The organism is Mucilaginibacter sp. 21P, from assembly GCF_019331605.1.
GTDB classification, from domain to species: domain Bacteria; phylum Bacteroidota; class Bacteroidia; order Sphingobacteriales; family Sphingobacteriaceae; genus Mucilaginibacter; species Mucilaginibacter achroorhodeus.
The window spans coordinates 291,991-314,709 of record NZ_CP063061.1 but is presented as its reverse complement, the minus strand read 5'-3'; the positions used below and the strand labels follow the sequence as shown (position 1 = coordinate 314,709).

At 43.5% G+C, this 22,719-nt stretch carries 18 protein-coding genes; 10 read left to right on the top strand and 8 right to left on the bottom strand.

Going from position 1 to position 22,719, the window contains the following annotated elements; all coding sequences use genetic code 11:
- The first annotated feature begins 48 nt into the window (after positions 1 to 48).
- Together INP83_RS01220 and INP83_RS01215 are read left to right on the top strand one after the other, a co-directional pair.
- On the top strand, positions 49 to 1,989 hold the full coding sequence (locus INP83_RS01220) for a VWA domain-containing protein (protein WP_219125998.1): 1,941 nt from the start codon (positions 49 to 51) through the stop codon (positions 1,987 to 1,989).
- A gap of 231 nt (positions 1,990 to 2,220) precedes the next feature.
- Positions 2,221 to 2,886 (top strand): hypothetical protein, encoded by a 666-nt coding sequence (locus INP83_RS01215; protein WP_219125997.1) that lies wholly within the window; start codon positions 2,221 to 2,223, stop codon positions 2,884 to 2,886.
- On the opposite strand, the gene INP83_RS01210 is transcribed toward INP83_RS01215, so the two are convergent.
- The 3 genes from INP83_RS01210 to INP83_RS01200 form a co-directional block, all read right to left on the bottom strand.
- Entirely contained in the window at positions 2,880 to 3,659 is a 780-nt protein-coding gene (locus INP83_RS01210) for a zinc-dependent peptidase (RefSeq protein ID WP_219125996.1), read from the bottom strand. The two genes, INP83_RS01215 and INP83_RS01210, sit on opposite strands and share 7 nt — an antisense overlap.
- A 208-nt stretch (positions 3,660 to 3,867) precedes the next feature.
- Positions 3,868 to 4,359, bottom strand: a complete 492-nt coding sequence (locus INP83_RS01205) for a hypothetical protein (protein ID WP_219125995.1) — start codon at positions 4,357 to 4,359, stop codon at positions 3,868 to 3,870.
- Positions 4,360 to 5,532, bottom strand: a complete 1,173-nt coding sequence (locus INP83_RS01200; protein ID WP_219125994.1) for a class I SAM-dependent RNA methyltransferase — start codon at positions 5,530 to 5,532, stop codon at positions 4,360 to 4,362. It lies immediately after the preceding gene.
- An 84-nt stretch (positions 5,533 to 5,616) separates the two neighbouring features.
- Here INP83_RS01200 and INP83_RS01195 point away from each other — a divergent pair, with 84 nt between their 5' ends.
- Positions 5,617 to 5,979 (top strand): DUF3127 domain-containing protein, encoded by a 363-nt coding sequence (locus INP83_RS01195; protein ID WP_146273452.1) that lies wholly within the window; start codon positions 5,617 to 5,619, stop codon positions 5,977 to 5,979.
- Positions 5,980 to 6,111: 132 nt separating this feature from the next.
- Here the strand turns inward: INP83_RS01195 and INP83_RS01190 are convergent, their stop codons facing one another.
- On the bottom strand, positions 6,112 to 6,972 hold the full coding sequence (locus tag INP83_RS01190; RefSeq protein ID WP_219125993.1) for a T9SS type A sorting domain-containing protein: 861 nt from the start codon (positions 6,970 to 6,972) through the stop codon (positions 6,112 to 6,114).
- A gap of 132 nt (positions 6,973 to 7,104) precedes the next feature.
- Between INP83_RS01190 and INP83_RS01185 the strand changes: the two genes are divergently transcribed.
- On the top strand, positions 7,105 to 8,910 hold the full coding sequence (locus tag INP83_RS01185) for a sensor histidine kinase KdpD (RefSeq protein WP_146273454.1): 1,806 nt from the start codon (positions 7,105 to 7,107) through the stop codon (positions 8,908 to 8,910).
- Between the two features lie 98 nt (positions 8,911 to 9,008).
- A complete protein-coding gene (locus INP83_RS01180) occupies positions 9,009 to 9,704 on the top strand; it encodes a response regulator transcription factor (protein WP_219125992.1) in 696 nt (231 codons plus the stop codon).
- Here the strand turns inward: INP83_RS01180 and INP83_RS01175 are convergent.
- Positions 9,701 to 10,063, bottom strand: a complete 363-nt coding sequence (locus INP83_RS01175; protein WP_219125991.1) for a VOC family protein — start codon at positions 10,061 to 10,063, stop codon at positions 9,701 to 9,703. The two genes, INP83_RS01180 and INP83_RS01175, sit on opposite strands and share 4 nt — an antisense overlap.
- Positions 10,064 to 10,317: 254 nt before the next feature.
- Here INP83_RS01175 and INP83_RS01170 point away from each other — a divergent pair, with 254 nt between their 5' ends.
- Positions 10,318 to 10,896, top strand: coding sequence for an outer membrane beta-barrel protein (locus INP83_RS01170; protein ID WP_146273457.1), 579 nt, complete (start codon positions 10,318 to 10,320; stop codon positions 10,894 to 10,896).
- Between the two features lie 158 nt (positions 10,897 to 11,054).
- A complete protein-coding gene (locus INP83_RS01165; protein WP_219125990.1) occupies positions 11,055 to 12,620 on the top strand; it encodes a M20/M25/M40 family metallo-hydrolase in 1,566 nt (521 codons plus the stop codon).
- 410 nt (positions 12,621 to 13,030) lie between these two features.
- Here the strand turns inward: INP83_RS01165 and dxs are convergent, their stop codons facing one another.
- Positions 13,031 to 14,962, bottom strand: coding sequence for a 1-deoxy-D-xylulose-5-phosphate synthase (gene dxs / locus INP83_RS01160; protein ID WP_146273459.1), 1,932 nt, complete (start codon positions 14,960 to 14,962; stop codon positions 13,031 to 13,033).
- Between the two features lie 128 nt (positions 14,963 to 15,090).
- On the opposite strand from dxs, the gene INP83_RS01155 reads away from it, so the two are divergent.
- From INP83_RS01155 to INP83_RS01145, 3 genes are all read left to right on the top strand, one after another.
- A complete protein-coding gene (locus tag INP83_RS01155; protein ID WP_219125989.1) occupies positions 15,091 to 15,846 on the top strand; it encodes a ScpA family protein in 756 nt (251 codons plus the stop codon).
- 231 nt (positions 15,847 to 16,077) lie between these two features.
- On the top strand, positions 16,078 to 17,355 hold the full coding sequence (gene glyA / locus INP83_RS01150; protein WP_219125988.1) for a serine hydroxymethyltransferase: 1,278 nt from the start codon (positions 16,078 to 16,080) through the stop codon (positions 17,353 to 17,355).
- An 8-nt stretch (positions 17,356 to 17,363) separates the two neighbouring features.
- Positions 17,364 to 20,495: a PAS domain S-box protein gene (locus INP83_RS01145; RefSeq protein ID WP_219125987.1), complete on the top strand. Its 3,132-nt coding sequence runs from the start codon at positions 17,364 to 17,366 to the stop codon at positions 20,493 to 20,495.
- A gap of 231 nt (positions 20,496 to 20,726) precedes the next feature.
- Here the strand turns inward: INP83_RS01145 and INP83_RS01140 are convergent, their stop codons facing one another.
- Both INP83_RS01140 and rlmN read right to left on the bottom strand, forming a co-directional pair.
- Entirely contained in the window at positions 20,727 to 21,425 is a 699-nt protein-coding gene (locus INP83_RS01140) for a ComF family protein (RefSeq protein ID WP_219125986.1), read from the bottom strand.
- A gap of 159 nt (positions 21,426 to 21,584) precedes the next feature.
- On the bottom strand, positions 21,585 to 22,661 hold the full coding sequence (rlmN, locus tag INP83_RS01135; RefSeq protein ID WP_219125985.1) for a 23S rRNA (adenine(2503)-C(2))-methyltransferase RlmN: 1,077 nt from the start codon (positions 22,659 to 22,661) through the stop codon (positions 21,585 to 21,587).
- Between the last annotated feature and the right edge of the window lie 58 nt (positions 22,662 to 22,719).

Genomic DNA, 22,719 nt, shown 5'->3' with positions numbered 1-22,719 from the left:
TGGAAATCTCTTGTACGCTGCATCCTACAACAAAAAACCGATGGAATTATGAAAAAGTTAATGATCGTCCTAACCCTATTTGTTTCGCTGGCCGCTTTTAAGCGCGATGCCGATACACGCACTATTACCGGTACTGTAACTGATGCCGGTGATGGCCAAACGCTGCCAGGCGTTACAGTTTCTGTGCTGGGATCAAAAATTGGAACTCAAACCGATGGAAACGGCAAGTACAAGCTGAACGTACCGGCCAATGCTAAAACCATCAGCTTTGCCTTTATCGGCTTTCAAACCAAACAAGTTGCCATTGGCAAAAGCAACGTTATTGACGTGAAACTTAAGGCAACAGCTACTCAATTGAGCGAAGTGGTTGTAAAAGCTTATCAGCCTCAAAAAAAAAAGTCTTTTACAGCAAGCATGGCCGTTGTAATGACTGACAAAAAATTAAGCGGCCGAGTTGCAGGCCTATCCATCTCAAGGGCTCAGGTGGTAGGGAACAACGGCTATTATAATTACAATGTGCCCGCGCCTGTAGCCGATAATGAAAGCTACAAAGGCTTGACCGAAAACAAATTTACAAACTCGGTAAACGAACCGCTTTCAACTTTTTCCGTCGATGTGGATGCAGCATCATACAGTAACATTCGCAGGTTTATTAACGGCGGGCAAATGCCGCCTGAAGATGCCGTACGTGTTGAGGAGATGATCAATTATTTCAAGTACGACCTTGCCGGCCCTAAAGATAATGAGCCGGTAGCCATCCATACCGAACTGTCATCAGCTCCGTGGAACCCTAAACACCACCTGCTGCGCATCGGCTTAAAGGCAAAAACAATTCCTGCCAACAACCTGCCGCCATCAAACCTGGTGTTTTTGATAGATGTATCTGGTTCTATGAATGATGCTAATAAGTTGCCATTGGTGCAATCGTCACTTAAAATGCTGGTCGATCAGCTTCGCCCGCAGGACAAAGTAGCTATGGTAGTATATGCCGGTGCAGCAGGAGTAGTGTTGCCATCAACCAGTGGAGATAAAAAAGAGACCATTAAAAATGCCATAGACAATTTACAGGCAGGCGGCTCAACTGCAGGCGGTGCGGGCATCAAACTCGCCTACAAAATAGCTGCCGAAAACCTGATGAAAAAGGGGAATAACCGTGTCATCCTGGCTACCGATGGCGATTTTAACGTTGGCGCATCCAGTGATGAGGATATGGAGAAACTGATAGAGAAAGAGCGCGAAAGCGGCATCTCATTATCTGTTCTTGGCTTCGGTATGGGGAACTATAAAGACAGCAAAATGGAAACACTTGCTGATAAAGGCAATGGTAATTACGCGTACATAGATAACGCTACCGAAGCACAAAAGACTTTGGTGAGCGAATTTGGCGGCACCCTATTTACAGTTGCCAAAGATGTAAAGCTGCAGATAGAGTTTAACCCCGGCAAGGTACAGGCTTATCGGTTGTTGGGATATGAGAATCGTGTGCTGGATAAAGAAGATTTTAACGACGATAAGAAAGATGCAGGCGATATGGGCAGCGGCCATACGGTTACCGCATTCTATGAAATAATACCGGTGGGTGTTAAAGATGGTTTTGCAGCAAGTGTTGATCCGCTGAAGTATCAGAAAGTACAGCAGACTAAGATTGACTTAAACCCGTCTGCAGAGATGATGACCATCAAATTCAGATATAAAGAGCCGACTTCATCAACGAGCAAACTTAGCCAGGCTGTGGTTTATGATAAGCCGGTTGACTTTAAGCAAACCTCAAGCGATTTTAAATTTGCATCGGCAGTGGCCGAGGTGGGTATGCTGTTGCGCAATTCTAAATTCAAACAAAAAGCCAGCTTTGACCACGCCATCGCTACCGCCCGCGAAGGCAAAGGCAGCGACAATGAAGGCTACCGCGCCGAGTTTATACGCCTGGCAGAAAGCGCAAAGGCTCTAAGCACGTCGAACGCTATTGCAAAGGTGTACGATGAAGACTAATTAAGCCCGCTGACCTGTCAAATAATTAGTGTTCACGTTCACGCCATGAACGTTTGTGAACACCGTGAATGCAAAAAATTACCTAAACCTCTTCATCTATCGCCCCGGGGTGCCGTCAGCATCCCGGTTGCGTTTTAATCCCAGTCGGTAGTGATAGTATTCTTTGCCTAATGCTGTTGCGTTTATGCCTACTATTGCGTAATTACATTAGTTAAACCATAACCGCACCTTATGAAACAGTTCTTATTTTTACTTATCCTGGCTTTATTTCTTTTATCCTGTAAAAAGGATAACACCTTGCCCCGTACAGAAGCCACAACATCTGGCAGCAAGTGGGGAATCAGGGTAGGGAGTTCGGCAGCCGATGTTTACACACAGCTGCAGGCATCGGCAAAACAGAATAATTTTGAGGATGTTGATGTTATCGGACAAAAGCTAACCTTTAGTAAGCCAGAGGAAGTGCAGCAAAGGTTAAAGTTTTATAGCATGTTAAATGTGCAGAAAGACGCAGACGGTGCGTCAATAGTTTACAATGAATCTAACGTCATAAATATAACTGGCGCAATACCTAAAACTTTAAATAAATGGCCGGAAACAGCTGCCGATGAAATTGCAGTAGTGCAGAACGAGCCGGTGGACAATATCTACAACAAGCTTTTGGCTATTTACAAATTGCCTGAATATGCAGATTACACCATAACGCTGGCTTATAAATCATTAACAAAAGGCTTTGACCCTGATATGGGCAATTACAATGAATGGTCGTTCTATATCTTCAAAGATGTGAAACCAGGCCTGAGCGGACGTAATTATGTGCGGCTGATATTTAGCAGCGGAAAACTTAAGCAGATCATAACCGAATACAATGAATTTGAGGTGTACAATACCAATCAATGATTAGCCGGATCCTGCCCGAAAGTTTTGCTCAGAAGATCATAAAGCTCAGGGTGTTTGGCTTGTAATTGATCGGGTTTTTCAAAAAAGTATTCAGAAACCACTGCAAAAAATTCAGCTTCGTTAGTAGCACCGTAGCGATCGATATCTGAGTGTCCTTCTTCAATTCTGCCGATCTCTTTGTGCATCATTTGCACCCAGGGCTTTATATATTCATGCGGAAGGAAACCCTCGGGAATGCCGTCTGTAGCACCGTCGGCTTTGTCCAACAGATGCACAAACTCGTGGATGCCGGTATTTTGCTTGCCGTTATTTTTTGAGAAACCTTTTTGCAATGCCGCGCGCGATAGGATCATCTGCCCGTTCATGTAGCCGCTGCCCACCATGCCCATAATGTTGCGGTCATCGCCACCCTCAAACTGGTAGTCCTTATCAAAGGTGTCGGGGTAGAGCAGAACGTTGGTTACGTTACGGTACGTCCAGTCTTTAAACCTAAAAATTGGTATCACTGCGCTTGCTGCCACCATTATGCGGTCGGTGTCGGTTACTTCAAGGCCTACGCCTTCAATGTTTACGGTATCTAAAAATTGCTCTATCTTATCAATGAAATATGCCTTATCATCTTCAGACAAGTTATTATAATACTCGATATGCTCGGCAAGCAGCACTTTCTGCTTATCGTTCAGAATGGTTTGCGTAAGCGCGCCGCGTTTTCCCTTACGCTGAAAATATAACCAACCCGCAAATACGATAAGAATTATAAAGACGTAAATCATGAGATTTTAAGTAAGTAGGCTAATTATTGTTACTGGTTTGTTGACTCCCCCCGACATCGCTTGCGCTCGTCGACCCTCTCTTCGCTGCGCGAAAAGAGGGTCGACGAGTTTTCTTTTACCCTCTTTGCTGCTTGCAGCAGAGAGGGTGGTCCAGCGTAGCGCAGACCGGGTGAGTCAGCTATGCGAATAGCTCTTTATCTTTTGATTCCTATTTCAGATTATAGCTAACACTAACCGTAGGCAGCAGGGTAGCATCATTCAAAGGGATCTGATCTCTTGCTACGATAGGCTTGCGGCGTTTGTAAAACTCGTAGGCAGCCTTCTGTACTTCTGCCACACCGGTTGCAGGTGCGTTATAGCTTATGGAAAAAGGAATAATAAAATCATGGAATTTCTCTTTATCCGGGATGATCCATTTTTTAGTCGATTTCTTAAGCGCATCAATAGCTGGTAAAGTTATCAGATAGTCATCCGCATAATAGATCACTATTTTTTGTACTACACCATTTACATCAGCGGTAAATTTAAGTACTGCCGTGCCACTCGCCTTTTTTGCAATAATGTCCTGCCCAACAACAAGGCTATCTTTAAAAAAGCGGGTCATGATGGGTGCGCCACCCTGAAAGGGAAAGGCAAGTTCTTTTTGCGCGTGCGCATACACTGATGATAGTACAAACAGTATAACAAGTAATTTCTTCATTTAATCTTCTTTTGGCTGGCGTTTGGTGCCTTCGTAAAGTTCATATTCAAATAAACGGCAATCTAATTTACCATTATAAAATTCTATTTTACGGCTGGCTTTTAAACCTATTTTTTTAGCCAGATCCGGGTTGCCTGTAAAAACATAACCGCGATAGTTAAGGCATTTCTTTTTCAAAAAATCACCTATACGTTTGTAAGTTATCTCCAGTTTGGTATGCGTTCCTAAGCGTTCGCCGTATTCTGGGTTAAACATCACAACGCCACCACCTTCTGGTACCTCCGTAAGTTCGAAATCACAAACATCAAAATCAATTAAATGTTCTACACCCGCAGTATTTGCATTGCGGCGGGCTATGTCAACAGCATCCTGAGAAATATCTGTAGCGATGATCTTAAAGTTTATCTCCTTTTTCGCTTTATCTTTTAATTTACGGCGCTCCGTAAAAAATACCTGCTCATCATAACCCATAATGTGCATAAATCCATAATTCATACGGAATAGCCCGGGATGTTTATCGGTAGCCAGCAGGGCGGCCTCAATAGCCAGCGTGCCAGAACCACACATCGGGTTAACAAAATGGCTGTTGCGGTCCCAATTGGTAGATATAATAGTAGATGCCGCTAAAGCCTCTAACATTGGTGCCTTGCCCGGTATTTTACGATAGCTGTGTTTGGCCAGTGTTTCGCCTGATGTATCCAGGAAAACATCTGCCTTATCATCCTGCCAGTACAGGTGTACAACGGCTTTATTTACATCGGCACCGCTGTTTGGGCGTATGCCTTTCTTGTCTTTTATACGGTCAACAATGGCATCCTTAACCTTAACGTTAGCAAATAAAGGTGTGGTGATGTGTTTGTTGTTTACGTTTGATGTTACCGAAAAGTAGCCGGTAAAATCTATCAGTTCTTCCCACTCAATTTTCACCAGCTCGTTATAAAGCTCTTGCGGGTCGGCTGCGTTAAAGCTTTTTAAAAGGTACAGCACCTGGCTTGCGCAGCGCAAATTAAGATTTAAGGGGATGGTATCATTAATAGTGCCTTCTAACTCTACGCCTGTTGAAAAAACGCGTACAGGCGTATATCCAAGGGCCTCAACTTCCTGTTGCAGGTAAGGCGAAAGGCGCTTGTTGCAGGTAATAATGATCTTGCTTTTTGTGTGGAAAACTTGCATAATATTTTGCCAAATTTATGAATTAAATACGCCGCTATTTAATTTGAGGTTATTAACTTTACATTTTAATCATTTTCTGAAATTATGGAAGTTAAAGGCAAGGTACATGAAGTATCGGCAACCCAACAGGTTACCGAGTCGTTAAAGAAGAGAGAACTGATCCTCGAGTATATCGAGAACCCACAATATCCTGAGTATTTAAAGTTTGAAGCAATACAAGACCGTTGCAATCTTTTAGACAATGTTAAGGTTGGTGATGATATAGAAGTGTTTTTTAACCTTAAAGGCCGCCCCTGGACTGATAAGACGGGTAAAAAATCATACTTTAATTCTTTACAGTTATGGAAAGTTAATGTGCTTGGCGGTGCGGGTAGCGCATCTTCGCCAGAGTATGCTGCCCCGGCTGATATTAGCTCGGCACCGGATGATGACGATCTGCCATTCTAAGAGTTTGCAGTTTTTAGTTTGCAGTTTGCATGCTTGATAAGAAATAAAAAAGCCTTTCTGGATTTTCAGAAAGGCTTTTTTATTATTCATTGCTGTCGACTTTAGTCAACGGCAATTATGATTTCCTGCAAACTATTCTTTTACAATCTTCTTTAACACTATCCTGTTCCCCTGCTTCACTTGCAGATAATAAACGCCATTTACCGGCAATGCGAACTTCTTACTAAAGCTCGTGGCTGACGTTTTATCGGCCCAAACTACGTTGCCGTTACTTGAGGTAAGCTTTAGTTCTTTTAACCCGGCAGGTAAGTTAACCGAGAGAATGGTATTTGCGCTGCTGAACTCATAATTAAGATTAAGCTCTGAGATCTCTAAGTTAGCTTTATCAGTATATGTTAAGGCTTTCAACTTATCTGCAGGGGCATCACTAACACTATAATTTACATTAGTAGTAATACCGTCCCCATCGGTGCAGCTATAAACAAACGACTGGCTGTTACGGCCGTTCATTGTAACGGGCTTGTGCCCGGCGCCGTTTGATCTGAAAGTGTTGATCTTAACATCCATTGGTGGCAGATCATTATCAAAACGATAAGTGAACGCACTATCTGTTTTAAGTCTTTTCAGGCGAACCCGTTTTTCAGTTTTCTCACCATTCGCTGCAACCGGTTCATTGGTTTCAACGGTAACATCCCTTTGGATGGTAATATCCTTGCCATTCTTATTTTCTTTCAAAAGGAATGTAGATTGATTGCCTGGCGCCGGTGGCGGCGGTGGAGGTATGGGTGCATCAGCCATTGCTGCAAGCGCGTCCTTACGCTCGGCTGATGAAAGTTGTTTTATGTTTTTACCATTGATGGTGGTATCTCCATTTGCAATCTTGATATCGATGCTTTTTTGGTTTTGTGCCAGCACCAGCGGAGGTAATCCTAATATGGCTATCAGGCTTAATGAGAAAATGAACTCGAAGCCGGGCTTAACTATCTTTTTCATGTTGTGCTTACAGGTTTGAGTAGCAAATTTATAAAACTGTTGCAAATGAGCTTATTAAATAAAGTGCAATCATTTGTTAAAATTTGTTAAAAGGATTTTACGCGGCATAAAATCAGATATTTTTGTTGTTGCATGAAAAAGAAAAGCATAGCATTGATTATAGGGCTGATGGGGTTTGCGCTATTGGGCGTAGTGGCTATGCAATTATATTTCCTGCGGCAGTCTTACCAAATGCAGTCAGAGTTGTTTAACCAGTCGGTTAACGAGGCACTGAACAGCGTTGTGAACAAGGTATCAAAACAGGATGCCATCAACTTTATCAATGCCAAAACGCAACATACTTTTGCAGTTACTATCAGCGACAAAAAGAATGATATCAGCATCAACGGGCAAAAAATATCTGCCAGGGATTCGGTAACAAGCTTAAAACAAAGCAAACGACAACGTAAGCTGGCTATGCTGCGCGATAGCCTGCGCCGCATGATACTGCACAAAAAGCAGGATGATGAGATAAATGCGCTAATGCAGCAGGGATCTGTAAACCTGCGCATACGGATAGAAGAATATACTGACGAGTTTGGCGACGTGCACGGCCGCTTTATCCCCGAGATTGTAAAGGGCCCAAAACCAGCGAAACGGAAACTGCATAAGTATGATACCCTGTATGCTACTTACATAGATCCTCAATTTGGCAAGCAATTGATCGCTGCACCACAGTTAAACCCCTTATGGGTGCGCGAACAGCAACGTTTGCAAAAAGAACGGCAGTTAGCGCAGATAAGGAAAATGCTTGAGGCAGATTCGTTGGCTAACATGCCCAATAAAGGTAAAACCGCAAACGTTATCGAGAACATAGCAGAAGAATACCGCAAATCTGACGAGCCGTTGTACAAACGCCTTAATGTTTTTTGGATAGACTCCCTATTGCGTTTTGAATTGCATAACCGGGGCATATTTCTGCCGTTTAGCTATGAAGTGGCCATGGCTAATAAGGATTCTTTGATCTTTTCTAAGGCTATGGATATGAGTGGCGAAAAACCACAATTCATCCCTGCCAACACCTACCAGAAAACGATATTTAATAACGAATTGCTTACCGACCCGGGCAAGCTGCGGGTTTATTTTCCGCAAAAAGATTCATTGATATTAGGTAACATGAAAGCCACCATGGGCACTACCGCCGGGCTTTTAATGGTGCTGATATTCTGTTTTGGTTATACGATATTCTCTATCATCAAGCAGAAAAAGGTGTCGGAGATGAAGATAGATTTCATCAACAACATGACGCACGAGTTTAAGACGCCTGTATCAACCATTATGATTGCCAGCGAGGCGCTTAAGGATGATGAAATTGCGCAGGATAAGTCGCGGGTATCGAGGCTGGCTAATGTTATTTACGAAGAAAATTTGCGCCTTGGCAGCCATATCGAGAGGGTATTAAATATTGCCCGGATAGAGAAGAACGACTTTAAACTGGATAAGAAGCCGGTTGATGTTAACGATATGATCTCGGTGGTATTGGATAGCATGGCCCTCAAACTGCAAAAGCATGAGGCCATTACCAAACTTAACCTTGATGCGGAGAACCCGGTTATTATGGCTGATGAATTGCACCTGAGCAACGTGCTTTATAATTTGATAGATAATGCCGTTAAGTACAGTAAAGATGTGCCGGAGATAACCATAAGCACTTATAACAAGAACAACGAACTGGTAATTAAAGTGGCTGATAAAGGCATAGGCATGAGCCGCGACCAGCAATCAAAAATATTTGAACAGTTTTACCGCATACCAACCGGCAACCTGCACGATGTTAAGGGCTTTGGCCTTGGCTTAAGCTACGTTAACACCATCGTTAAGAGATTAGAAGGGGCGATCAGTGTACGATCTGAGAAAGAAAAAGGCTCAGAGTTTGAATTAAAATTTGCTGCAGTGTAACAAGCGCGGAGTCCGCAAGTCCGATAAGTCTGGGAAGTGATTAGCAATATCCATCTTACGGACTTTCAGTCTTACTGTCTTACCGACTAAAAATAACCATGAAGAAAATATTACTTGTTGAGGACGATCCGAATCTTGGTCTGTTATTACAAGACTACCTGCAGCTAAAAGGTAAGTTTGATGTTATCCTGTGTAAAGATGGCGAAGAAGGCCTGAAGGCTTTTACCAAACAACCTTTTGACCTGGTTATTCTTGACGTGATGATGCCCAAGAAGGATGGATTTACCCTTGGTAAAGACATTCGCAAGGTAAACGCCCATGTGCCTGTAATATTTGCTACCGCCAAAGCCATGATAGAGGATAAAACACAGGCATTTAACCTTGGCGGAGACGATTACATCACCAAACCTTTCCGGATAGAAGAATTGCTGCTACGCATAAATGCATTGCTTAAACGTGCGGAAAATGCTGAGAAGAAAGGTGCGGATGATATGCCAAGCCAGTTTAAACTCGGTAGCTACAATTTTGATTATACGTCGCAATTGATAACCCGTGGTGATGCTATCCAAAAGCTTTCAACCAAAGAAGCGGAATTGTTGCGCCTGCTGTGTCTTAAACGTAACGAAGTGCTTACCCGCGAGGAAGCGTTGCTAAATATATGGCATGATGATAATTACTTCAATGGGCGCAGTATGGATGTTTTTTTAAGTAAGATCCGCAAGTATTTAAAAGATGATCCATCGGTAGAGATCATCAACGTACATGGCCGTGGGTATAAGCTGCTTATCAATTAATCTTCGTCGTCTCCCTGTATATCTTCGCCAAAGTGAATGATATTTCCGCTGTTATCAAGAATGCTGAATTGACGCATGCCCCAGGGCATATCTTGCAGGTCGCCGTTTGGATGGATGATGTTCTTCGGTTTTAACTCCTGATATAGCTTATCAACCTCTGTGACGTTAACGTAGCAGCCTGTTGCTTTCGGTATCTTGGGATCGTCACAAGGCCATAGGTGAATAGATATACCGTCCCTGCTGAATATCAGGTAACCGTCCCAAGCGGAATGAAATGTAAAGCCAAGTTTTTCTGTGTAAAATTTTATGCTCTCTGCTTCATCAAGCGATGCTAATATGGGTACGGCTTTTAGTAGCATATCAAGTTTATATCGCAAAGATTAATGTATTAAACATCGTAATTTCTTAAATTTATTGATTTAACAGTAGAGTCATCTAAAATATTCTCAAAATATTTATACTCCTTTCAGTTATATATATGTAACTGTTATACTGTAAGTTACAAAATTATCTCGCAAGATAATCTCTTAGAGAGAAAGCTTTTATTGTGATTTTAACAGTTGTAACAAACCTGTGGCATGCCTATTGCCTGCACCACCTAAACAACAATCATATGAAAAAGATTACTCTACTATTAGTTTTAGCTGTTGCGTTCGGCATGTCTGCTTCAGCACAGATTCAAAAAGGAAACGTTTTGATGGGTGGTAACCTGTCAAACATCAATTTAGGTTTAGATGACCCAAAAGTTTTCAGTTTTGAAATTACCCCAAAGGCAGCTTGGTTCATTCAGGATAACGTTGCGTTGGGTGGTTACGTAAATTTGGGTATCCAAACTGCTAAAAATACCCCAACCACAACTACTTACGGCGTTGGTGCTTTAGGCCGTTACTACGCAGGTAAAGATACTGAGGTATTGCGCCATGGTCGTTTCTTTGCAGAAGGCACTGTAGGTTTAGGTGGTACTAACGTTAGCGATGGCGGTGGTAAAACAAATGGCTTAAACTTAGGCGTTGGTCCTGGTTTCGCATATTTCATCACCCCAAGCATTGGTTTAGAAACTTTGCTTAAGTATAACGGCTTAGTAGGTTTCGGTAACCAAACTTACCAAAGCAACCTTAACTTATCATTCGGTTTCCAGATCTATCTGCCAGGCAGAAGCACCGTAAGAAAAGTTGAAAGCGACATTAAATAATTAGTTGTATTAACAATTATGGAAGGGGATAACTGCTTTAGCGGTTATCCCCCTCGTCGGTTTAAGGGCTACAGTTGTAACAACTTTGTTAAACCTGGCTTGCACATTTTACGAAGCCAAATAGATAAGTTTGTTACTTAAACTTTAACTGACTCATTATGAAATTAAAACTACTTTACACTGCTTTGGCATTAACCGGCCTAACGGGTACGGCATTAGCACAGGAAACGGTTGACCAGGCCGCCGTTACCAAGATCCGCGAGGAGGGGCTTAACCACTCCAAGGTAATGGAGACCGCTTTTTACCTTACGGATGTATCCGGCCCTCGTTTGGCAAATTCACCGGGTTTAAAACGCGCGCAGGCATGGGCCGTTAACCAATTAAAATCATGGGGATTAAGTAATGCCAAGTTAGAGCCGTGGGGTAAATTTGGTAAAGGCTGGGCAGTGCAAAAAAACTACGCAGCTATAACAGTTCCCTACTACCATGCTATCATTGCTATCCCTAAAGCATGGACACCCGGCACAAACGGCCCTATCAAGAGCGAAGTTGTTCTGGTAAAGGCTGACTCTGTTGCCGACCTTGATAAATACAAAGGCAAGCTGGCCGGCAAGATCGTGATATTTGATACCAAGAATACCTTAAAACGCTCTGATAAACCTGATTTGGAGCGCTACACTGATGCCCAGCTGGCTGAGATGGCTGCCGCGAAACCACAAGCCCGCGGTGAGCGCCGTGCATTTGATCCTAATAGTCCGCAAATGGCAGCCCGCAGAAAAATGATCGCTATGCGTGCGGCTATGAGCAAGTTTATGGTTGATGAAAAAGTTGGTTTGATACTGGCGCAAGGCCGTGGTACGGATGGTACTACCTTTACAACCAACGGTGCATCGTATGCTGATACTGCTAAAGCAGTTGCTCCAGAACTGGAGACCAGTGGTGAGGATTTTCTGCGCATTTTGCGTTTGGTGAAAGCCGGGCAAAAGGTGGAGATGGAAGCGGATATCAAAACTCAATTTATTACTGATGACCTGCAAGGTTACAACGTAATTGCCGAAATACCCGGTACCGATAAAAAACTGAAAGACCAGGTGGTAATGATAGGTGGTCACCTGGATTCATGGCATGGTGCTACCGGTGCTACCGATAATGCTGCGGGCAGCGCGGTGATGATGGAAGCTATGCGCATCTTAAAGGCAATTGGCTTTAAACCGAAACGCACATTGCGCATCGCCTTATGGAGTTCAGAAGAGCAGGGCTTGTTTGGTTCACGCGGTTATGTAGCCTCTCATTTTGGTGACCCTAAAACGATGGAATTAAAACCGGAGCAAGCTAAACTTGATGCCTATTACAATTTAGATAATGGTACCGGTAAGATCCGTGGTATTTACCTGCAGGGAGATAGCGCTGCCGGCCCTATCTTCCAAACCTGGTTAAATCCGTTTAAAGACCTTGGCGCCGGTACAGTTACCATCGGGAACACTGGCGGTACCGATCACCTTTCGTTTGATGCTGTTGGTTTGCCGGGCTTCCAGTTCATCCAGGATGCCATGGATTATGGTACCCGTACCCACCACAGCAACCAGGATACCTACGATCGCCTTAGCGAAGATGACCTGAAGCAAGCCGCTACCATCGTAGCATCGTTTGTTTACAACACATCAGAACGTAAAGATATGATCCCGCGCAAAGAGCTGCCAACAGCGCAGCCGGCAAGGAATTAATGATATATTACCTTTGTCATTTCGGACGATAGAGAGAAATCTTCTACGGGCAATACTTACAGCGCAGAAGATTTCTCCTCGCTGTCGCCCGTTCGAAATGACAATGAAGATAAAAGGCAGTAAACAAGAAGAGCGATGAGAATCATCGCTCTTCTTGTTTACGTTTATCCCCTCACTGGTCGAAGTTTTTAACTTCGACCTAAAATGACTCAAGGATCCTCCTTGAGTGTTAAGCTGAAAGCTTAACGTATTCTGGGTCTAAGTTGAAAACTTAGACCAGTTAAAGAAATCCTCTACGGTCGATACTTACAGCGCAGAAGATTTCTCCTCGCTGTCACTCGTTCGAAATGACAATGAAGATAAAAGGCAGTAAACAAGAAGAGCGATGAATATTCATCGCTCTTCTTGTCTTATGAAGCTATTGTCTGGTGTGTTTCTCGTTTGATACCGTGCTTTTTAACGCGGGCGGCTATTGCTACCGCGTCGTATCCGCACTCGGCCCATAGCTCCGGTTGTTCACCATGTTCTATAAATTCATCAGGTATACCTAAACGTACTATTTGCGATTTGTAATTATTATCGGCCATAAATTCTAACACTGCAGATCCCATACCACCTTCAAGGCAGCCGTCTTCAACAGTTATCACGTAAGGATATTTCTGGAATACCTCGTGCAGTAAAGCCTCATCAAGCGGTTTCACAAATCGCAAGTCATAGTGCGCCGGGAAGTACCCGTCCATGTGTAACTGCTCAGTGGCTTTTACCGCTTCGTTACCGATGGCGCCGATGCTTAGTATTGCTACTTCTTCGCCATCGCAAATTTTGCGGCCTTTGCCTACTGGTATGGCTTTCATTGGGCGCTGCCAATCTACCATAACGCCATTACCACGTGGGTAGCGTATCACAAAAGGGCCCACATCATCTTGCTGGGCAGTGAACATCAGGTTACGCAGTTCCTCCTCGTTCATCGGTGCCGATATGGTTAGGTTAGGGATACAACGCATATAAGCCAGGTCATAAGCACCATGGTGGGTAGCACCATCTGCACCGGCAAAACCGGCACGGTCAAGGCACATTACCACGTTAAGCTTTTGAATGGCCACATCGTGTATCACCTGGTCGTAAGCCCTTTGCATAAAGCTGGAGTATATGTTACAGAACGGAATTAAACCCTGTGTAGCCAAACCCGCACTAAAAGTAACGGCGTGCTGCTCGGCAATGCCTACGTCAAACGCACGGTTAGGCATGGCTTTCATCATCAGGTTTAATGAACAGCCTGATGGCATGGCCGGCGTAATACCCATAATTTTAGGGTTAGCCTCGGCCAGTTCTATAATGGTATGCCCAAACACATCCTGGTATTTAGGCGGTTGCGGCTTATCGTATTTGGTCTTTTTTATCTCGCCGGTAATCTTGTCAAACAAGCCGGGAGCATGCCATTTGGTCTGGTCTTTTTCGGCCAGCGCATAGCCTTTACCTTTTGTGGTAATGCAATGCAGTAGCTTAGGGCCGGGTATATCGCGCAGATCACGCAGTAATTTTACCAGATGGGTTACATCATGGCCGTCAACCGGGCCAAAATAGCGGAATTTAAGCGCCTCAAAAAAGTTGCTGCGTTTAAGTAAAGTGCCTTTAATGCTCTTCTCGATCTTCTTTGCGATCTTGAAGGCATCAGGCCCCATTGATGAGATCTTAGCCAATACCGTAGCGATATCATCGCGGAAACGGTTGTAAGGCTTTGATGTGGTAATATCAGTAAGGTATTCCTTTAATGCACCCACATTAGGGTCTATCGACATGTTGTTGTCGTTAAGGATCACCAGGATGTTCGAGTTTTCGATGCCGGCATGGTTTAGTGCCTCAAAGGCCATACCTGCAGTCATGGCACCATCGCCAATTACGGCAACGTGCTGCCTGTCTGTTTCGCCTTTATATTGTGAAGCAACAGCCATACCCAAAGCAGCAGAGATAGATGTTGAAGAGTGGCCTACGCCAAAAGTATCAAATGCGCTTTCGCTGCGTTTAGGGAAACCGCTTATGCCGCCGTAAATGCGGTTGGTATGAAAGTTATCTCTGCGGCCAGTTAATATCTTATGGCCATAAGCCTGGTGGCCTACATCCCAAACTAATTGATCGTACGGAGTATTTAAAACGTATTGTAGTGCTACTGTGAGTTCCACAGTTCCTAAGCTGGCAGCAAAGTGGCCACCATTAACGGATACAACGTCAATAATATATTGGCGCAGTTCGTTACAAACTTGTTCAAGCTGGTCTTCTTTTAGTTGCTTAAGATCAGTAGGAAAGTTTATTTGACTTAAAAGTTCACCGGCGGGTACCTGCATTTAATTTTTAGTGACTGTAATATAACTTACAAAGTAAGGTAATTTAATTGGAATATATTAAAGGTAAATATTGTTTTGCTTAATGCGATTTATATTTTTTTATAGCTAAATAGCTGTATTTTTGACAAATGACCGATGATGCGTTTGCTATAAAATTGCCGCAGTTTGAAGGCCCTTTTGACCTGCTGCTGTTTTTTATTGAACGCGATGAACTGGACATTCATGACATCCCCATTGCCCGCATTACCGACGATTTTCTGAATTACATCCACCAGATGACGGTATTGAACATGGAGCTGGCGAGCGAGTTTATCTTTGTTGCCGCTACCCTGATGCGCATAAAAGCCAAAATGCTTTTGCCTCGCCACAACACCGGTGAAGAAGAAAACGAGATGGACACCAAAGAGGGGTTGATCCGAAAACTCATCGAATACAAAAAGTTTAAGGTTTTATGCGATGAGCTGCGGCCTTTTGAAGACGAGCGTTTTAAACAGGAGAAACGCGGCAACATCAAAGCCGATCTGGAGCAGGTTGAAAAGGTTACCGTGCCAGGCGAAGAACTATCAGAACTGAACCTGTATAAACTGATGGTGGTTTATAACCGCCTGATGCGTAACTATAACTCCCGCAGCCAGGAAGTGCACCATACCGTTGTGCAATATCCTTACACCATAGAAAAGCAAAAGGAAGCCATCAAACACCTGCTCAGCATCAACAAAAAAATGGACTTTAAACACATTGCGGGTAACAGCGAAAATAAGGTGCATTTTATCTACAATTTTTTAGCCGTGCTTGAAATGTTGCAGCAGGAAGCCATAGAGATTACCATTGGCCTGGGCTTTAATAATTTTTGGATTGAACCGAAGGGCGAAGTAGAAGGTTAAAAGTAGAAAGTCAAAAGTCATCAGCACGATTGTCATGAATTAAATTTGTCATGCTGAGGTACGAAGCATCTTTCAGCGTTCTCTTTATTCTGAAAGATTCTTCGCTGTCTCTCAGAATGACAGGTTTTTTAAACTATCGGCAAACTCTACAAATCAAGTAGTCAATCTCAAATCTCATATCTCAAATCTCACATCAAATCTCTAACTTAGCCGCGTTTTTAAAACACAATAATGAAAAGAGACAAATTAATATTCAAGCTATTAGAAGAAGAGCAGCAGCGCCAGGAAGAAGGCATTGAGCTTATCGCATCAGAGAACTTTGTTAGTCGCCAGGTAATGGAAGCGGCAGGTTCTGTGGCTACCAACAAATACGCCGAAGGTTTGCCGGGCAAACGCTATTACGGTGGTTGCGAGGTAGTTGATGAGATAGAGACGATTGCCATTGAGCGTGCTAAGCAACTTTTTAATGCAGAGTGGGTTAACGTGCAGCCACACTCTGGTGCACAGGCTAACGCTGCGGTAATGCTTGCGGTGCTTAATGCCGGCGATAAAATATTAGGTTTTGATCTTTCACACGGTGGTCACCTAACCCACGGTTCATCGGTAAACTTTTCAGGTAAATTATACGAACCGCATTTTTATGGTGTGGTAAAAGAAACAGGCTTAATTGATTACGAACAATTAGAGCGTGTTGCTTTAGAGCAAAAACCAAAACTGATCATCTGTGGTGCATCAGCATACTCACGCGATTGGGATTATGCTTTTATCCGCAGCGTTGCAGATAAAGTTGGCGCTTTGGTACTGGCAGATATTTCGCACCCGGCAGGTTTAATTGCCCGCGGTTTGCTTACAGATCCGCTACCGCATTGCCATATTGTAACTACAACAACCCACAAAACCTTACGCGGCCCTCGTGGTGGCTTAATAATGATGGGTAAGGATTTTGAAAACCCATGGGGCCTAAAAACACCAAAAGGCGAAGTAAAAATGATGTCGTCTTTGCTGGATATGGCTGTATTCCCTGGTACGCAGGGTGGCCCGTTAGAGCACATTATCGCTGCTAAGGCAGTTGCCTTTGGCGAGGCTTTGTCTGATAGCTACATGAAATACATTACGCAGGTTAAACTTAACGGTGCAGCAATGGCAAAGGCTTTAGTTGCCCGTGGTTACGAGATCATATCAGGCGGTACCGATAACCACCTGATGCTGATAGACCTGCGCAACAAAAACATTACAGGTAAAGCTGCAGAAAAGGCTTTGGTGAGTGCAGATATCACGGCTAACAAAAACATGGTGCCATTTGATGATAAATCGCCGTTTGTAACATCAGGTATCCGTTTGGGTACAGCTGCCATTACAACCCGTGGATTAAAAGAAAAACACATGGAAACAATTGTTGAGCTGATAGATGCTGTAATTGTTGACCCTGAAAATGAAACATCTATAAAGAAAATCCGTAAAAAGGTTCATAAATTGATGGAAGATTTCCCGTTGTACCGGGAGGACTAACCTAAATAATGAGCAAAACGGATTTACAGCATCCTACAGAAATTGAAGACCGGCGTTTAGCCGCCCTAAATTCTTACGATGTTTTAGATACGCTGCCCGAAAAAGAATTTGATGCCATTACCCGCCTGGCATCCTTTATATGCCAGGCGCCATTGGCCTTTATCACTTTCATAGATGATAAAAGGCAATGGTTTAAATCAAAGGTTGGCTACGATATAGATTCCGTTCCACTGCAGGATGCCTTTTGCAGGCATACTATCCTTAGTGATGATCTGGTTGAAGTGCCGGATGCTACCCAAAACGAATTATTTTGTGAAACCGAACAGGTAAAAGGCGCTTTCGCCATTCGCTTTTATGCCAGTGCCCCATTGATAGATCCGGATGGTTACCGCATTGGTACGCTCTGCGTTTTTGACCAAAAGCCCAAACACCTTACCGCTGAACAGCGCGATGCTATGTTAACGCTGGCAAGTGAGGTTATGTCGCATCTGATCTTACGAAAGCAAAAAAGAGAGCTTGAGCAAAGCCTTGATATGCACCGGCAATACTCAACGCTGTTCAATAGCTCGGCAGACATCCATTTGATCGCTGGCAGCACCTCTGCAATAGAATATATAAATGATGCCGTTACTGAGATTTTAGGTTACACGCCGCAGCAAACCACGGGCAGGTCGCTATGGGATTTTGTGGTAGGAGAAGACCGTGAAAAATATAGGTATCTGATAGAGGAAGCCATCAGCTCACAAAAATCTTTTGAGCTTGAAACACGAACAAACACGCAAAGCGGCGAGATACGGCAAATAAGCTGGACAGCCGTTTACAAAGCCGGTAAATGGTATGGTAGTGGCAGGGATATCACCTATCAGCAGAAACTGGTAGAAGAAACCCGCCAGCAATCGTTAGTTGCCAGTAAGATCAAAAATGGGGTGGTCATCAGCAATGCTGATGACAAAGTGGTTTGGATAAACGAAGCCTTTGAAAATATCACCGGTTACAATTTTGATGATTTAAAAGGGAAGTTTTTAGGCGAAGTAGTACAGGGTAAACCTGTTGATGCCGAAAGCGAACGCCAGCTATTGGAAGCTCGGGCGACAAGCCAACCTTACGAGGTTGAGTTATCCATGCAAAGTAAGCTTGGCGGTCCGCTATGGATACTGGTAAACAACTCGCCGGTTTATGCAGAAGATGGCTCTGTAGAAAAATACATCCGGGTTATAACCGATATAACCAAGCGCAAGCAGGCTGAGCAGAATGTGCAGATTTTATCCTTTGCGGCCCGCAAATCGCCAAGTGGTATATTTATACGCGATGCCGAGGGGCGTATCATCTGGATGAACGAGGCTATGGAAGGGATTATCGGTTACAGCCTTGCCGATCTTAAAGACCATACCGTAGGCACGCTGTTGATAGGTGAAGAGACCAACCTCGAAGTTTTCCAAAGCGCAGTTGAAGCAGTTAAGGCCAAACGTTCGTACGAGATCGAAATAAAGATATACCGCAAAGATGGCGCCACCGCATGGGTATATATCTCTAATAGCATGCTGTTTAATGATGAGGGGAATGTAGAGCGGCAGATAGGTGTAATGGTGGATATCACCGAACGCAAAAAGAAAGATGAGCAGCTAAAAATGCTATCGCTGGTGGCCAGCAAAACTAATAGCGGTGTTGTTATTAACGATGCCGATGGCCAGGTAGAATGGGTAAACAGTGCATTTGAAAAAATAACAGGCTACACCCTTGCCGACGTACAAGGAAAACACCTGGGCGATTCTTTAAAGGGCGAATTGACTGATGTATCGATCATCGAAAAAGCGCGCGAGCTGTCTGCCCAAAAGCAATCTTTTGATGTTGACCTGCTAATCTACCGTAAGGATGGCGAACCACTTTGGATAACTGTTATTAATTCCGTTGTGACCGATGAGGAGGGGAAAGTTGAACGCTACATCGAATCGATAATTGATATTACCGCCAAAAAGAAAGCCGAGTTAGAACTGATCGCTGCTAAGGAAGAGGCATTGCAACTGAGCCGGGCTAAGGACATTTTTATGGGTGTAATGAGCCATGAAATTCGCACCCCGCTAAATGCAGTGATAGGCATGTCGCACTTGTTGGTAGAAGACAAATCCTCCGAATCGCAGAAGGAAAATTTAGAAGTGCTCAGATTTTCTGCAGAGAATCTGATGACCTTAATTAACGATGTGCTTGATTTCACCAAAATTGAAACCGGCAATATAGAGTTGGAAAGGGCAAGTGTAGACTTGCGCGAGATGCTGCAAAGCATTATTGCGTCTATGCGCTACAAGGCCCAGGAAAAAGGCATAACGCTAACCAGCAATATTGAAAATACCGTACCCGACATGATCATTGGCGACCGGGCCCGCCTTGTTCAAATATTATTGAATTTGGTAGGTAATTCTGTTAAATTTACCAGCCGTGGCGGTGTAAGTATTGATCTGAAAGTAATAGAACAAAACAGCAATACCGTACGCATCAGGTTTGCTGTTGCTGACACCGGCATAGGTATCGCAAAAGATAAGCAAAGTACTATATTTGAGTCGTTTAAGCAGGCCGAAATGGATACCACCCGCAAGTATGGTGGCACAGGCCTGGGATTAGCAATAAGCAAGCGTTTAATAGAGCTTCACGATTCGCGCATTAATGTTGACAGCGCGGTGGATGAGGGTTCAACCTTCTGGTTTACAATTACCTTTGATAAGGTTGTTGACCATAAGAATAACAAGATAGATAAGGTGAATACAAATTTAAATGTGAATGTTTTAGTGGTTGATGATAACCAGATCAACCGTTTGCTTATCAATAAGGTGCTTAAAAAGTGGGGCGCCACTGCCGATTTCGCCGAGAATGGCCAGGAAGCAATTGATAAGCTGGAGCAACGCAGAAATTTTGATGTTGTATTAATGGATATTCACATGCCTGTGATGGGTGGCCTTGAAGCTACCGGATTGATCCGTAAAAAAGACGAACCTTATTTTCAAAATCTGCCGATAATTGCCCTTACAGCTTCAATGCTTAGCAACCAAATGGGTGAGATAGAAAGCGCCGGCATGAACGATTACATCCTTAAGCCATTTGACCCTGCAAGCCTGCACGAGAAACTAAGCAGGTATCAGAAACAGTAAGTTTTTAGGATAAGAGATTTGTGGTTAGAGATTAGGCTACTCTGCGCTTGCCCTCATTGCGCGGAGTGAAAAAAGCTATGTCATTGCGAGGAGCGACAGCGACGTGGCAATCTCGTAGGCTCATTCAGTTTGCTTGTCCTCTAAGATTGCTTCTCCGCCAACCGGCGGATCGCAATGACATGGAGTTTATTAACTGATCTCCAATCAACCAATCGCCAACTAATTAACCCCTTACTCCGCGTAAGCGATAGTTGCTATACTTAATTTAAGCCCGGGCACTTTAAGTAGTTCGATACCGCATGCCTCAAGGGTAGAGCCGGTAGTTACAATATCATCAACCAGTAAGATGTGCTTGCCCACAAGCCGGTCAGAAGAAACTATACTAAAAACATCCTTCATGTTCTCGAACCTGGCAAAGCGCGATTTATGGGTTTGCGTTTTGGTTTGCACCGTCCTAACAAGATTATCTGTTTCGCATTTACAGCCTAAAGCAGTACTGATGCCTTCTGCAAAGTGCTCACTTTGATTGTAGCCCCGTTCTTTTAAGCGTTTTTTATGCAATGGCACGGGTACTACGTAATCTACATCAGCAAATATTGGATTTTGCTTAAGCTGCCTGCCGGCAATGTCGCCTAACACGTTACCTATTCTGTGCATCCCCTCATACTTTAATTGATGAACAAGGTTCTGCACCTTACCGCCTTTGTTAAAATAATACAGTGCGTATGCCGCTTCTATGTTTAGCTTGCCCCAAAATTGTTGGGCTACAATGTTATCAGGCTGTTGGTGAAAATTAGTTAACGGCAGGTTGTAGCGGCAATCGGTACAAATCACATCCTCGCCGTTTACCAAACTTGCGTTGCAAGCAGCACAAAGCTGCGGGAATATCAGCGAAACAAAATCGGACAAGTAGGTATTAAGCAATTGCATGTCTTAAGTTAGGGAAATTAAATTGCTTTTTAACAAAACATGTCAACTGCAAGGAACGATAGTGATGTGGCAATCTCCTCGCCGGCAAATAAATGCGAAGAGGTTGCAACGCTTTCGCTTGCAATGACACACGAGTATATTCTATTCTCCCTTCAGGGGTTAGGGGGTTACCGCTTCCTTATCTTTTTCCTTCTCGTTTATTGCCAACTGTCCGCAAGCTGCATCAATGTCTTTGCCGCGACTTCGGCGAATGTTGGTTGTTATACCTTGTTTGCGTAAATATTCTGCAAATGCTTCAATGCGGTCTTCTCCTGCATTAATAAAGTTGGCGAATGAGATAGGATTATATTCGATGATGTTAACCTTGCACGGCAGGTGCTTGCAAAAACGCGCCAGTTCTTCGGCGTCTTTAAGGGTATCATTAAAGCCATCAAAAACAATGTATTCGTAGGTTACCGCGTTTTTAGTTTTGGCGAAATAATATTTAAGTGCATCGGCCAGTGCCTTTAACGAGTTTTGCTCATTAATAGGCATTATGGTATTACGTTTTTCGTCGTTAGCGGCATGCAGTGAGAGGGCCAGGTTAAATTTTACTTTGTCATCACCCAGCTTGCGTATCATTTTGGCAATGCCTGCGGTAGAAACAGTGATGCGCTTAGCTGCCATATTTAAACCATCTTCAGCAGTGATGCGCTCAATTGATTTTAAAACATTAGCATAGTTAAGCAAAGGCTCACCCATACCCATGTATACTATGTTTGAAAGGGGGATGCCATAATTTTCGCGGGCCTGCTTATCGATAAGCACAACCTGGTCGTAAATTTCGTCGGGGTTAAGATTGCGTTTGCGCTCCATATAGCCGGTTGCACAAAATTTGCAGGTAAGGCTGCAGCCCACTTGTGACGATACGCAGGCTGTCATCCGTTCAGGTGTCGGAATTAAAACACCTTCAATTAAGTGAGCATCATGTAATATAAAGGAATTTTTTATAGTTTTATCAGCACTAATCTGCGAAGAGTTTATTCCAACCTTGTTTATTACAAATTTTTCATCCAGTTTAGCGCGAAGTTCTTTTGAAATGTTGCTCATGTGATCAAACGATAAGCACGACTTCTTCCACAACCATTCATAAACTTGTTTGGCCCTAAAGGGCTTCTCATCCATGTTTATAAAGTGTTGTTGCAGAGCCTCAAGCGTTAAGCTGCGGATGTCTATTTTATCTTTTTTATCACTCACGTTACAAAAGTACTTATTTTTAAAAAATCTGTTCTTAATTTAAAGTCATTCTTTTTCA

What these genes read in the sequence shown, in the direction of transcription:
- INP83_RS01220 (WP_219125998.1), top strand. Translation starts at nt 49, where the DNA reads ATGAAAAAGTTAATGATCGTCCTAACCCTATTTGTTTCGCTGGCCGCT.
- INP83_RS01215 (WP_219125997.1), top strand. Translation starts at nt 2,221, where the DNA reads ATGAAACAGTTCTTATTTTTACTTATCCTGGCTTTATTTCTTTTATCC.
- INP83_RS01210 (WP_219125996.1), bottom strand. Translation starts at nt 3,659, where the DNA reads ATGATTTACGTCTTTATAATTCTTATCGTATTTGCGGGTTGGTTATAT.
- INP83_RS01205 (WP_219125995.1), bottom strand. Translation starts at nt 4,359, where the DNA reads ATGAAGAAATTACTTGTTATACTGTTTGTACTATCATCAGTGTATGCG.
- INP83_RS01200 (WP_219125994.1), bottom strand. Translation starts at nt 5,532, where the DNA reads ATGCAAGTTTTCCACACAAAAAGCAAGATCATTATTACCTGCAACAAG.
- INP83_RS01195 (WP_146273452.1), top strand. Translation starts at nt 5,617, where the DNA reads ATGGAAGTTAAAGGCAAGGTACATGAAGTATCGGCAACCCAACAGGTT.
- INP83_RS01190 (WP_219125993.1), bottom strand. Translation starts at nt 6,972, where the DNA reads ATGAAAAAGATAGTTAAGCCCGGCTTCGAGTTCATTTTCTCATTAAGC.
- INP83_RS01185 (WP_146273454.1), top strand. Translation starts at nt 7,105, where the DNA reads ATGAAAAAGAAAAGCATAGCATTGATTATAGGGCTGATGGGGTTTGCG.
- INP83_RS01180 (WP_219125992.1), top strand. Translation starts at nt 9,009, where the DNA reads ATGAAGAAAATATTACTTGTTGAGGACGATCCGAATCTTGGTCTGTTA.
- INP83_RS01175 (WP_219125991.1), bottom strand. Translation starts at nt 10,063, where the DNA reads ATGCTACTAAAAGCCGTACCCATATTAGCATCGCTTGATGAAGCAGAG.
- INP83_RS01170 (WP_146273457.1), top strand. Translation starts at nt 10,318, where the DNA reads ATGAAAAAGATTACTCTACTATTAGTTTTAGCTGTTGCGTTCGGCATG.
- INP83_RS01165 (WP_219125990.1), top strand. Translation starts at nt 11,055, where the DNA reads ATGAAATTAAAACTACTTTACACTGCTTTGGCATTAACCGGCCTAACG.
- dxs (WP_146273459.1), bottom strand. Translation starts at nt 14,962, where the DNA reads ATGCAGGTACCCGCCGGTGAACTTTTAAGTCAAATAAACTTTCCTACT.
- INP83_RS01155 (WP_219125989.1), top strand. Translation starts at nt 15,091, where the DNA reads ATGACCGATGATGCGTTTGCTATAAAATTGCCGCAGTTTGAAGGCCCT.
- glyA (WP_219125988.1), top strand. Translation starts at nt 16,078, where the DNA reads ATGAAAAGAGACAAATTAATATTCAAGCTATTAGAAGAAGAGCAGCAG.
- INP83_RS01145 (WP_219125987.1), top strand. Translation starts at nt 17,364, where the DNA reads ATGAGCAAAACGGATTTACAGCATCCTACAGAAATTGAAGACCGGCGT.
- INP83_RS01140 (WP_219125986.1), bottom strand. Translation starts at nt 21,425, where the DNA reads ATGCAATTGCTTAATACCTACTTGTCCGATTTTGTTTCGCTGATATTC.